The sequence below is a fragment of the Rhodococcus sp. 14-2496-1d genome, from assembly GCF_002259365.1.
In the GTDB taxonomy this organism is placed as follows: domain Bacteria; phylum Actinomycetota; class Actinomycetes; order Mycobacteriales; family Mycobacteriaceae; genus Rhodococcoides.
The window spans coordinates 254275-266898 of the sequence record NZ_NPFV01000028.1 but is presented as its reverse complement, the minus strand read 5'-3'; the positions used below and the strand labels follow the sequence as shown (position 1 = coordinate 266898).

At 65.5% G+C, this 12624-nt stretch carries 8 protein-coding genes; 6 read left to right on the top strand and 2 right to left on the bottom strand.

What is annotated here, in order from left to right:
• The first annotated feature begins 50 nt into the window (after positions 1–50).
• The gene (locus CH296_RS21380; protein ID WP_052049360.1) at positions 51–431 is read left to right on the top strand and encodes a DUF1844 domain-containing protein; all 381 of its coding nucleotides are present in this window, start codon (positions 51–53) and stop codon (positions 429–431) included.
• Positions 432–545: 114 nt separating this feature from the next.
• Here the strand turns inward: CH296_RS21380 and uvrA are convergent, their stop codons facing one another.
• Positions 546–3476, bottom strand: a complete 2931-nt coding sequence (uvrA, locus tag CH296_RS21375) for an excinuclease ABC subunit UvrA (protein ID WP_094632464.1) — start codon at positions 3474–3476, stop codon at positions 546–548.
• A gap of 258 nt (positions 3477–3734) precedes the next feature.
• On the opposite strand from uvrA, the gene CH296_RS21370 reads away from it, so the two are divergent.
• The 3 genes from CH296_RS21370 to CH296_RS21360 all read left to right on the top strand — a co-directional run bounded on the left by CH296_RS21370 (position 3735) and on the right by CH296_RS21360 (position 8214).
• Positions 3735–4424, top strand: coding sequence for an MBL fold metallo-hydrolase (locus CH296_RS21370; protein ID WP_032394298.1), 690 nt, complete (start codon positions 3735–3737; stop codon positions 4422–4424).
• A 137-nt stretch (positions 4425–4561) separates the two neighbouring features.
• Entirely contained in the window at positions 4562–5752 is a 1191-nt protein-coding gene (locus CH296_RS21365; RefSeq protein WP_094685703.1) for a DoxX family protein, read from the top strand.
• A 140-nt stretch (positions 5753–5892) separates the two neighbouring features.
• A complete protein-coding gene (locus CH296_RS21360) occupies positions 5893–8214 on the top strand; it encodes an ATP-binding domain-containing protein (RefSeq protein ID WP_032394300.1) in 2322 nt (773 codons plus the stop codon).
• 69 nt (positions 8215–8283) lie between these two features.
• Here the strand turns inward: CH296_RS21360 and CH296_RS21355 are convergent, their stop codons facing one another.
• A complete protein-coding gene (locus CH296_RS21355) occupies positions 8284–8736 on the bottom strand; it encodes a universal stress protein (protein WP_032378962.1) in 453 nt (150 codons plus the stop codon).
• Positions 8737–8918: 182 nt separating this feature from the next.
• Between CH296_RS21355 and CH296_RS21350 the strand changes: the two genes are divergently transcribed.
• Entirely contained in the window at positions 8919–11768 is a 2850-nt protein-coding gene (locus CH296_RS21350; protein WP_094685702.1) for an alpha/beta fold hydrolase, read from the top strand.
• Positions 11765–12622, top strand: a complete 858-nt coding sequence (locus CH296_RS21345; RefSeq protein ID WP_032394302.1) for an ABC transporter permease — start codon at positions 11765–11767, stop codon at positions 12620–12622. Before CH296_RS21350 ends, CH296_RS21345 begins: the two co-directional genes overlap by 4 nt.
• Positions 12623–12624: the final 2 nt, after the last annotated feature.

The window sequence follows — 12624 nt, the reverse complement described above, 5'->3', positions numbered from 1 at the left end:
TGCGGATACCCGATGCTCTCCCCAGCGGGAGGCGTGGGATTCTCGTAGGCATGACCAGCTCCCCCAATCCCGACGATTCCGCAGGCGCCGATCCCCTGGGTGCCGAGCCCGAAGTCCGTGAACTCGCCGAGGTCCCCGCTGTGGAGGTGATCAGCCGCGCTGCGGTGATGCTGATGAGTTCTGCGGCCGAGAAGCTGGGACTCTCCGAGCCGGATCCCGCGGAGAGCCCCTACCTGGACCTCGACGAGGCACGACGCGTCATCACCGCACTGGCCGGCCTGGTCACCGCATCGGTGGAATACCTCGGCCCCCATGCCGGGCCCATTCGCGACGGATTGCAGGCACTGCAGCGCGCATTCCGGGAAGCATCGGCCCACCCGGACGAGCCGGGAAAGGGCCCGGGCGAGAAGTACACCGGCCCGGTGCACTGAGCAGAACGCCGGCGAAGTCGACAGAAGCACGAAGCCGCATCCGGTGAGCACCGGATGCGGCTTCGTCGTTGCCGGGGTGTGAATCCGGCGGGTGCCTCTATCGGGCTGCTCCACTCATCGGACGGCGGCGACCTTGCGAGGCCTGCGCTTCTTCGGAGCCGTCTTCACCGGAGGAGCGACCACCGACTCGCGGGTGAGCGCCTCCTGTAGGAACTTGCCGGTGTAGCTTTCGGAAACGGCCGCAACGGCCTCCGGATCACCTTGCGCCACAACCATTCCGCCTCCGGAACCACCTTCGGGGCCCATGTCGATGACCCAGTCCGAGACCTTGATGACGTCCAGATTGTGCTCGATCACGATCACCGTGTTGCCCTTGTCCACCAGGCCGTTCACGACGCCGAGCAGCTTGCGGATGTCCTCGAAGTGCAGGCCGGTGGTCGGTTCGTCGAGAATGTAGACCGTGCGGCCGGTCGAGCGCTTCTGCAGTTCCGCGGCCAGTTTGACGCGTTGCGCTTCGCCGCCGGACAGCGTCGTTGCCGGTTGGCCGAGGCGGACGTACCCGAGACCGACCTCGACGAGCGTCTTGAGGTAGCGGTGAATCGAGGTAATCGCCTCGAAGAAGTCGGCAGCCTCCTCGATCGGCATGTCCAGGACCTCGGCGATGGTCTTGCCCTTGTAATGCACCTCGAGTGTCTCGCGGTTGTACCGCGCACCCTCACAGACCTCGCACGGAACGTAGACGTCCGGCAAGAAGTTCATCTCGATCTTGAGTGTGCCGTCTCCCGAGCACGCCTCGCACCGGCCGCCCTTGACGTTGAACGAGAATCGGCCGGGCTGGTAGCCGCGCACCTTGGCCTCGGTGGTCGCCGCGAACAACGTGCGGATCTTGTCGAACACCCCGGTGTACGTTGCGGCGTTCGAGCGTGGCGTGCGTCCGATCGGCGACTGATCCACCCGCACGAGCTTGTCGAGCTGATCGAGGCCGTTGATGCGCGTGTGCCTCCCTGGAACCTGACGGGCACCGTTGAGCTTGTTCGCCATCACCGTCGCGAGGATGTCGTTGACGAGGGTGGACTTGCCCGAACCCGACACCCCTGTGACCGAGGTCAGTACGCCGAGCGGAAAGCTGACGTCTATGCCGCGGAGGTTGTGTTCGCGGGCTCCGACCACGGTGACCTGACGCTTCTTGTCCACGACCCGGCGGGTGTCGGGCAGCGGAATCTCCATCCGCCCGGACAGGTACGCACCGGTCAGCGATTCGTCGTTCGTCAGCAGGTCCTCGTACGAACCGCTGTGCACGACGCGTCCGCCGTGCTCACCCGCCAACGGACCGATGTCGACTATCCAATCCGAGGTGCGGATGGTGTCCTCGTCGTGCTCGACGACGATCAACGTGTTCCCGAGGTCACGCAGCCGGGTCAGCGTGTCGATGAGCCGGCGGTTGTCACGCTGATGCAGTCCGATCGACGGCTCGTCGAGGACGTAGAGAACGCCGACGAGTCCCGATCCGATCTGGGTCGCGAGTCGAATGCGCTGGGCCTCGCCACCGGACAGCGAGCCGGCGGTCCTGGCCAGTGACAGATACTCCAGACCGACGTCCAGCAGGAAACCGAGACGAGCTTGCACCTCCTTGAGAACCTGACCTGCGATTGCCTCCTCGCGGCGACCCAGGGTGAGGCTGTTCAGGAAATCTGCGGTGTCGGCGATCGACAACTCGCACACCTCGGCGATCGACTTCGGCCCGAAGTCGCCCGCGGAGATCGTCACCGACAGAATTTCGGGCCGCAGCCTGGCGCCATTGCACGTGGGACACGGCACGTCGCGCATGTAGCCGTCGTAGCGTTCCTTCATCTGCTCGGACTCGGTCTGCTCCAACCGACGGTGCAGGAACGGCATCACACCCTCGAACTCGGCGTAGTACGACCGCGTGCGGCCGTAGCGGTTCTTGTACTTCACGTGCACCTGGTGGTCGCTGCCCTCGAGGACCGCGCGCTTGACCTTGGCGGGCAACTTGTTCCACGGCGCGTTCAGATCGAACCCCATGGCGTCGGCGAGCCCGGACAGCAGGCGGCCGAAGTACTCCGACGTCTGGCCCATCGACCACGGTGCGATGGCACCGTCCGCGAGGCTGAGATCGCCGTCGGGAACGACCAGTTCCGGGTCGACCTCCTTGCGCACGCCGAGGCCGACGCAATCCGGGCACGCACCGTACGGCGAGTTGAAGGAGAACGACCGCGGTTCGAGATCGTCGATGGACAACGGGTGACCGTTGGGGCACGCGAGCTTCTCGGAGAACCGGCGCTCACGGTCCGATGCGTTCTCGTCACGATCGACGAAATCGAGGACCACGATGCCGTCGGCCAATCGCAGGGCGGTTTCCACCGAGTCGGTCAGACGCTGCTTCGAGCTCGACTTGACGGTCAGGCGGTCGACGACGACCTCGATGTCGTGCTTTTCCTGCTTCTTGAGCACCGGCGGGCTCGTGAGCTGATGCACGACGCCGTCGACGCGAACACGTGAGTAGCCCTGAGTGTTCAGCGAATCGAACAGGTCGACGAACTCGCCCTTGCGGGTGCGCACCACCGGGGCGAGCACCTGGAACTTCAGGCCCTCCTCCATGTCCAGCACCTGATCGACGATCTGCTGGGGAGTCTGCTTCGCGATCTGTTCGCCACACACGGGGCAGTGAGCCGTTCCCGCACGCGCGTACAACAGACGGAGGTAGTCGTAGACCTCGGTGATGGTGCCCACCGTCGAACGCGGGTTGCGGTTGGTCGACTTCTGATCGATGGAGACCGCAGGCGACAGGCCCTCGATGAAGTCGACGTCCGGCTTGTCCATCTGGCCGAGGAACTGCCGCGCGTATGCGGACAGCGACTCCACGTAGCGACGCTGCCCTTCGGCGAAGATCGTGTCGAAGGCGAGAGAGGATTTGCCCGATCCGGACAGACCCGTGAACACGATCAGCGCATCCCGAGGCAGGTCTATGTCGACTCCTCGCAGATTGTGCTCCCGCGCACCTCGCACTATCAGGCGATCCGCCACTGTGTTCCCTTCTTTCCGAACGAGCACGTCCAGCCGAGTTGCTGCGTCGCAGCACTGCATGACCTTCGAGTCGCGTGATGACGTGTGATGCCGACGCATCGGTCACACGTCGTGTAACCGTGGACCCCACGTCGAAAACCTGTTGCGGTGAGGGACGAACCTCACCCGGTTGCAATGGTAGATCCAGGCACCGACAGACTTTTCCACGTCCGCGACCCCGCCGCCCATCGTGCCGTCGACGACGGTAGCGTCCTCGAAATGGACGAGCACCTCATGGTCATCGATGACAACTACACCGGCGTCGTCTCGCAGGGTTCGCAGCCGCAGCGGCGAACGATTCCCGGAGCGACGATCACCAAGATGTCGGTCGGCCCCATGGACAACAACACCTACCTCGTCGTCTGTTCCGCGACAGGTCAGTCGGTTCTGATCGACGCCGCCAACGAGGCCGACCGCATCTCGTCGCTCATCGACGAGAACGCGCCGACGCTCTCACTCATCGTGACGACTCACCAGCACGCCGACCACTGGCAGGCGCTGGCGGACATCGCCGGCGGTACCGACTCCCCGACGGCAGCCCACGAACTCGATGCCGAGCCGCTGCCCGTCACGCCGGACCGACTGCTGGCCGATCGAGACACCGTGTCGGTGGGCGAGCTCACGTTCGATGTTGTGCACCTGACCGGACACACCCCCGGCTCGATCGCCCTCGCACTGACCGATGCCGACGGCGCTCGAACCCACCTCTTCACCGGAGATTCACTCTTTCCCGGTGGCGTGGGCAAGACCGGCAGCCCCGAGGATTTCACCCGCTTGCTCGACGACGTAACGGCGAAATTGTTCGACCGCTACGACGACGAGACCGTCGTCTACCCGGGCCACGGAAAGGACACGACGCTCGGGGCCGAGCGCCCTCACCTGGACGAATGGCGCGCCCGCGGCTGGTGACGATCGGCGTGCTTGAGACCGCGAACCACGGGGTATGAATAGTGTGACAAAAGGACGCACAGCGGTAGGTTTTCGGATCGCCGTGCCGTCCAACGTTCCACCGCCGATGACACGAGAAACTACGCAGGAGGCTGTCAATGCTGGTCCGCCGTATCGCCCGTCCGCTGATGTCTACGATCTTCATCGCAGGGGGCGTCGACGCACTCCGTAATCCCACCGGCAAGGCGCAGGTCGCCACTCCGCTGATCGAGCAGAGCAAGGACGCCCTTCCCAACGACGTCACTGCGAACGTGCCGAACGACCCGGAGACGCTGGTCCGCATCAACGGCGGTATCCAGGTTGCCGGCGGTATTCTGCTGGCCACCGGCAAGGCACCGCGGATCGCCTCTCTCGCCCTCGCCGGAAGTCTCGTACCGACGACACTCGCCGGACACGCCTTCTGGAACGAGACCGACCCGGAGGCGAAGGCTGCGCAGCGTATCCATTTCTTCAAGAACCTGAGCCTGCTCGGCGGACTGCTCATCGCAGCCGTCGACACCGAGGGCAAGCCGTCCGTGGCATGGCGGAGCAAGCGAGCAGCACGTCGCGCGCAGGAGAGCGTCGTCTCGGCACTGCCCGGACACTCCACCCACGAGACCGGTGAGCGTGTCAAGGAAATCGCGTCGATCGCCGCAAGCCGCAGTGCCGATCTCGCCGAGGCTGCACAGCCGAAGCTGGCCAAGTTCGCCGACGCCGCCCAGCCCAAGTTGGCCAAGCTCGCCGACATCGCCACCGACAAGGGCTCGGAGCTCGCCGACGTCGCTCAGCCGGCACTGAACCGCTGGGCTCACCTGGCCGCCGACAAGGGATCCGTGCTCGCCGAGGAAGCACAGAAGCGTGGATCCAAGCTGGCCGAGCTCGCCGCCGACCGCGGCAGCGACTTGGCCGACGAGGCGCAGAAGCGCGGCTCCAAGCTCGCCGACAAGGCAGCGCATCGCGGAACCGACCTGGCAGAGCTCGCGCAGAAGCGCGGCTCCAAGCTCGTCGACCTCGCCGCCGATCGTCGCAGTGAATTGGCCGATGTCGCGCAGAAGCGCGCGTCCAAGCTCGCCGATCTGGCCGCCGAGAAGGGTTCCGTCCTCGCCGACGAAGCACAGAAGCGCGGGGTCACGTGGGCCGATCTGGCGTCCGATCGCGTCGAGACGCTGAGCAAGCGCGCCCGCAAGCGCGCCGAGAAGCAGAGCAAGGAACTCGAGAAGGTGACCGAGCAGGCTCGCGCCAAGCTCGAGAAGCGAGTCGCCAAGGCTCAGAAGAACTTGGACAAGAAGCTGCAGCAGTACGCGAAGTAGTTCCTCGCGACAGCACGAACGACAGATGCGGCCCTGCCCCGGAACCAGCGGTTCTGCGGCAGGGCCGTTGTGCGACGTAGACTGCTCTGGCTGATTTCGAGGCGATATCTTCGCCTCGGCCGAACTCCCGAGGAGACCCTTTGCCGGACGACGGCCACACATCGACGAACCCCGATGTGCCGATCGAAGAAGACTTCGAGCAAGCGCATCTGACGCGGCTCTACACGCAGCTCGACGCGTTACGCGAATACGCCGCGAACCGATTGCGCGCAGTGCTGCTCGAGACCGGCGGCACCCCGCAGGCCCGTAGCGAACGCGAATCGTTCAACCAGATGTACACCGAGGACATCGCCAAGTACGACGCGGCCGAGAACGGACTGTGCTTCGGGCGCATCGACCTCGATCCCGAGTCCCTCGACCCCAAGGTCGACGATCGGCCCGAGCGCTACATCGGCCGCGTCGGAATTCTCGACGACAAGAACGACTACGAGACTCTGCTGTTGGACTGGCGAGCACCGATGGCCCGGCCGTTCTACCTGGCCACACCCGCCGCACCCGAAAACGTGTTGCGGCGCAGACACATTCGCACCCGTGGTCGTCGAGTGACGTCGATCGCCGACGAATTTCTCGACCTGAACTCTGCCCGATCGTCGAGCGATGCCGCCGTGGCAGGCGGTGTCGCGAGCGAAGGTGCGCTGCTCTCGGCTCTCGATGCCGCACGTACTGGTCAGATGAACGACATCGTCGAGACGATCCAGAGCGAGCAGGACGCGATCATCCGTTCGCAGCATCGCAGCGTGTTGGTGGTTCAGGGCGGACCGGGCACCGGTAAGACAGCCGTCGCGCTGCACCGCGCCGCGTACCTGCTCTACACCTACCGCCAGCAGCTCGGTAAGAGCGGTGTGCTGATCATCGGACCCAACGCCACGTTCCTCGATTACATCGGGCAGGTGCTGCCGTCGCTCGGCGAGACGGGCGTCCTGCTGTCCACGATCGGTGACCTCTACCCGGGAGTTCGTGCGCAACGGGAAGATTCGGCCCTGGCCACCGAGGTCAAGGGCAGACTGTCGATGGTCGAGGTGCTGACCCAGGCGGTACGCGACCGTCAGGAAGTCCCCGCGCAGCCCCGTCGACTGAAGTTCGACACCTACGACATCACGCTCGATCGCAAGATCGTCACCAGGGCTCGTGGTCGCGCTCGCTCGTCCCGGCGACCGCACAACCTGGCTCGGCCGCTGTTCGTGTCCTCGGTCATCGACCAGTTGGCCAACCAGCTGGCAGCGAAACTCGGGCAGAATCTCGTCGACGGGTCCAGCCTGCTCAGCGCCGACGACATCGCGGACATGCGCGACGAGATGCGCGAGGATCAGGACGTCATGGCCGCCGTGGACGAACTGTGGCCGGATCTGTCTCCCCAGCAGGTTCTCCGCGACCTCTACGCATCTCCCGAGAAGATCGCGTCGGCCGCGCCTGCGCTCGATGAGGCGGAGCGTGAGGCACTCGTCCGTCGGGGCAACGGCTTCTCGTCGGCCGACGCTCCCCTGCTCGACGAGCTCGCCGAACTGCTCGGCGTCGACGACGCAGCCGAACGTGAACAGGCGCAACGACAATGGCGCGGCCAGATCGCCGACGCTCAGGGTGCCCTGGACATCCTGACCGGTTCGGCACCTCAGGACCTAGAGGACGAACTCGATCCGGAGATCCTGATGGCCTACGACCTCATCGATGCCGATCAGCTTGCACGACGCCAGAATTCGGGTCAGCGACTCACGACGGCCGAACGGGCCGCCGGTGACCGAACGTGGACCTACGGGCACGTGATCGTCGACGAGGCGCAGGAACTGTCTGCGATGGCGTGGCGAATGGTGATGCGGCGCATACCGAATCGGTGGATGACACTGGTGGGCGATACGGCGCAGACCGGTGATCCCGCCGGAACCTCGTCGTGGGGTTCGGTTCTCGAACCGTATGTCGCCAAGCGCTGGAAGCTGACCGAACTGACGGTGAACTACCGAACACCGTCCGAGATCATGGCCGTGGCACACGATGTGTTGGCTGCCATCGATCCCGAGCAGTCCGAGCCGCGGTCCATCCGCAGCACCGGAACCCGGCCGTGGGCTCAACGGGTGGCAGCGGCAGATCTGGTCACCGCGGTGGAGAAGCGAGTGGCCGATCACCCGCGCCCTGGCCTCAGCGCGGTGCTGGTTCCCGCAGACCACGTCGACCGATTCCGCCATCTGGCCTCGGAACTGGTCACCGTGTCGACTGTCAAGGATGCCAAGGGACTCGAGTTCGACTCGGTGCTCATCGTCGAACCCGGTGCCATAGTGAACGATTCGGTCAAAGGCATGAACGATCTGTACGTTGCCCTCACCCGGGCCACGCAGCGACTCGGCGTGGTGCACGTGAACGCACTGCCGGGTGAACTCTCGGCGCTGCAGCCGTTCGAGCCGGAAGCGTAGAGAACCGCACACACCAACGGCCCGCTCCGTCGATTCGACGGGCGGGCCGTTGGTGTGTGCGGGGTGAGATCAGCGGACGGTGTGCACGATCAGAACATCGCAGGTGGACTTGCGCGCGGCGTCCGACGGAACCGAGCCCAGCAGGCGGCCGGTCAACGAGTTCAGGCCGCGGTTGCCGACGACGAGCAGGTCGCCCTTCACCTCGTCCACGAGTGCCAGCAGCGACTCGACGGGAGCACCGACGATCGCCTTCTCCTCGATGTTCTTCGCACCGGCCTTGGTGGCGTGCTCGCGCGCCGTGCGCAGAATCTCACGCGTCGGTGCCGACCCGGTGATCTGATAGGCGTCCTCGCGCAATGCGTCGGCGGCAGCGGACGTGTCCTTCGGATCGGCAGGGTAGTACGCGCAAGCGATCACCAGGGTGGCATCGGCGTCTCCCGCGAGAGCCGCGGCCTTCTCCACTGCCCGCAGTGACGATTCGGAGCCATCGGTCCCGACGACGACGGTGCGGTAGGCGCTCATTCATTCCTCCATTTGTCGGTCACACACAGATGTGACACTTCTGGTCGAACTCGATTGGTGCAAGTCACAGGACCGAAAGACGTGGTCCGGGGACTGATTCGCTGACATTAGCCGGAACCGGCCGATCGGCACGTGAACTTGGGGAACAACACGATCCGCGCCACTCACATACATTGGTTTCCATGCCGATTCCCCGCCCGCCACTGTCGAGACGGGCCATGACTGTCGGTGCCGCCGTGATTGCGGTTCTGGCGCTGGTCGCCCTCGCATTCGTCTTCCTCCCCCAGGATTCGAGCGCCGACACATCCACGCGTGAAGCGCGCATCACGCTACCGGACGACCCCGGGTCGACGGGCACCGTCGACATCGACGCTCGTCTCTACGTACCCTCCGTCACGCCCGCGCCGACGGTGCTGCTCGCCCACGGCTTCGGCGGCAGCAAGGACTCGGTCGACGGGGAGGCACGTGATCTCACTGCTCGCGGGTACACGGTGCTCGCCTACAGTGCACGCGGGTTCGGCGACAGCACGGGTTCGATCTCGCTCAACGACCCCGATCGCGAGGTCGCCGACGCACGCGGACTCATCGACTGGCTCGCCGAACAACCGGAGGTGGAACTGGACGCTCCCGGCGACCCGCACGTCGGAGTTGCCGGCGGATCCTACGGCGGCGCACTGGCACTGAGCGCAGGCGGCACCGACCCCCGGATCGATTCGATAGCCGCAGCGATCACCTGGAACGACCTGGGTCAGGCCCTGTTTCCCAACTACGGCGTCACCTCGGTCGAAGGCCGAGAAGCCCTCGGCGACATCGCCACTCCCGCAGCTGCCGAGTACGGCGGACCCGGCGTCCTCAAGCGCGGCTGGGCCGGAGTGTTCTTCGGAGTGGGCGCAGCGAGTGCACCACCCGGCGGAAACGGCGACGACAGCACCGATTCCGGCACCTCCGAGGGCACCTCGGCCTGCGGACGATTCGCACCCGAATTCTGCGACGCCTACACCGAATCCGCCGTGACCGGAATCCCCAGCCAGCAGTTGCTCGATCTGCTGACGGCTCACTCGCCGGTCGCGGTGGCGTCGAACATCACGGCACCGACGCTGCTGGTTCAGGGCACCCAGGACACACTGTTCGGTCTCGACCAGGCCGACGCAACGGCACGTCAGATCGCCGCAGCCGGTGGGAACGTCACCGTGCGATGGTTCGACGGTGGCCACGATGCAGGCGGAACCGACGGCACGAGCGATCGAGCCATCGCCGACTTCTTCGACACGACATTGCGGGGCACCGGCACCGGCACCGACGCCGAGCCGTTCGTCTACTCCACTCAGCGGGCAGCCGACGAGCGCGGCGGCGATCGTGACCGCCGAATGACGGCTCCTGCTTACCCGGGACTGACCCCCGCGTCCGATCCCACGCAGACCCGATCGGTGACGTTCACTCCCACCGCCGAGAACCAGTCGATCATTCGTCCACCCGGAGCATCGCCGTCGGCGATCTCGTCGGTACCCGGTTTGGGCTCGGTGCTCTCGACTCTCGGATCGACCGGGGCCGGAGCAGCCCTGACCGCGGACCTGCCGGGCCAGTCGGCAACGTTCACCAGCGATCCCGTCGAGTCGTCCGTGACGATCACCGGTGCCCCGCGGGTGAACCTGCGCGTGGCGTCGCTGGCGTCACCCGATCAAGCCGTTCTGTTCGCGAAGCTCTACGACGTTGCGCCGAACGGCACGAGAACGCTTCCGGGCGGGGCGGTCTCGGCGATCCGACTGCCCGTTACCGAGGGCATCGATCCCGTCGACGTCACGGTTGCGCTTCCTGGCATCAGCTACACCGTGCAGCAGGGTCATCGCCTCGAACTGAGCATCTCCACCACAGATCAGGCCTACGCCGTTCCACTCGAGCCGGCGCAGTTCAGTGTTGCCCTGACCGACGACACCATCGCGTTGCCCACCGTCCCCGCCGAGGCGAGCGCCGACAGCACCGTTCCGGTGGCACCACTCGTCGGCATCGGAATCGTCCTGCTGGCGGTCGCCGGTGCGATCGTCGCCGGAATCGTGCGGACCAGACGTCGCGCAGTCGCCGAAGTGGACGAGGACCTCATCGACACTCCCCTGGTGATCACCGATCTGGCCAAAACGTATTCCAACGGCTTCCGCGCCGTCGACGGCGTCAGCTTCGAGGTGAAGCAGGGCCAGGTTCTGGGTCTCCTCGGGCCGAACGGCGCAGGAAAGACCACCACCCTGCGCATGCTGATGGGCCTGATCACGCCCACCGGCGGCGACATTCGAGTCTTCGGCCACAAGGTGACCCCCGGAGCCCCGGTGCTGTCCCGGTTGGGCTCCTTCGTCGAGGGATCCGGCTTCTTGCCGCACCTGACCGGAACACAGAATCTGCGGCTGTACTGGGAAGCGACAGGTCGCCCGATCGAGGACGCTCACCTCGAGGAAGCCCTCGAGATCGCCGACCTCGGCACCGCGATCGAACGCAAGGTCAAGTCCTACAGCCAAGGTATGCGGCAGCGGCTCGCGATCGCCCAGGCCATGTTGGGGCTGCCGGACCTGATGGTCCTCGACGAACCGACCAACGGACTCGACCCACCACAGATCAGGACGATGCGCGATGTGCTGATCAACTACGCGAAAACCGGTCGAACCGTGTTGGTGTCGAGCCATCTGCTCGCCGAGGTGGAGCAGACCTGCACCCACGTGGTCGTCATGAATCGCGGATCGGTGATCAGTTCCGGTACCGTCCGCGAACTGACCGCGGCCGGCGGACAGACGGAGATCAGGGTCGACGACGCCACCCGCGCGCAGTCGGTGCTCGACGCCTCCGGCCACGACGGCGCGGTGATCGTCGACGACGGCACCGTGACCGTCGACCTGACCGATGCGGATGCCGCAGTAGTCATCAGAGAACTCGTCACCTCGGGGGTCTCGGTGCGCGGATTCTCGCAATCGACGCGCCTGGAAGACGTCTTCCTCGACCTCGTCCACCGAGACAACCCGGGGACCGACACCAGCAAGGATCGCGCATGAGCACCACACACGCAGACGGGCGCGCTGCCGGGTACACCGGCGGCAGCACCTTGCCGTTCCGTACCGAGTTGCGCAGGCAACTGGGACGTCGCCGCACTCAGCTGGCCATCGGCTTTCTGGCCCTGCTTCCGGTGATCCTGGCCATCGCCTTCACCGTCGGCAGCTCGAATGCGGACTCCGATGCCGACGGGCTCATCGAGCTCGGCACTCGCGGCGGTATGAACTTCACGGTCTTCGCTCTGTTCATGTCGGTCGGATTTCTGCTGATCGTGGTGGTGGCCCTGTTCTTCGGCGACTCGGTGGCAAGCGAAGCGTCGTGGTCGAGTCTGCGGTACCTGCTGGCCATTCCCGTGCCAAGGAGTCGACTGCTGACGCAGAAGGCTCTGGTGTCGGCGACGCTGTCCGGCGTGGCGATCGCCGTGCTCGTCGGGGTGTCGCTGTTGATCGGAACCGTGCTCTACGGAGCCGAATCACTCATCACCCCGCTGGGTGAGGGACTGCCCTACGGCACCTCGCTGGTGCGGCTGCTGATCGCAGTCGCGTACATCGGCATCAACCTGCTGTGGGTGGCCGGCCTGGCGATGCTGCTGTCGGTACTCACCGACGCCCCGCTCGGGGCCGTCGGTGGTGCCGTGATGACGTCGATTCTGATGCAGATCCTCGATCAGATCACGGCGCTGGGATCGCTCCGCAACTACCTTCCCGGGCACTACGCGAACTCGTGGATCGACGCATTCGGAACGAGCATCGACTGGAACGACATGGTGGTCGGATCGTTCTCCGCCATCACGTACGCGGCAGTGTTCGGGTTGATCGCGTGGCGACGTTTCGGCACCAAGGACATCACCAGCTGAGG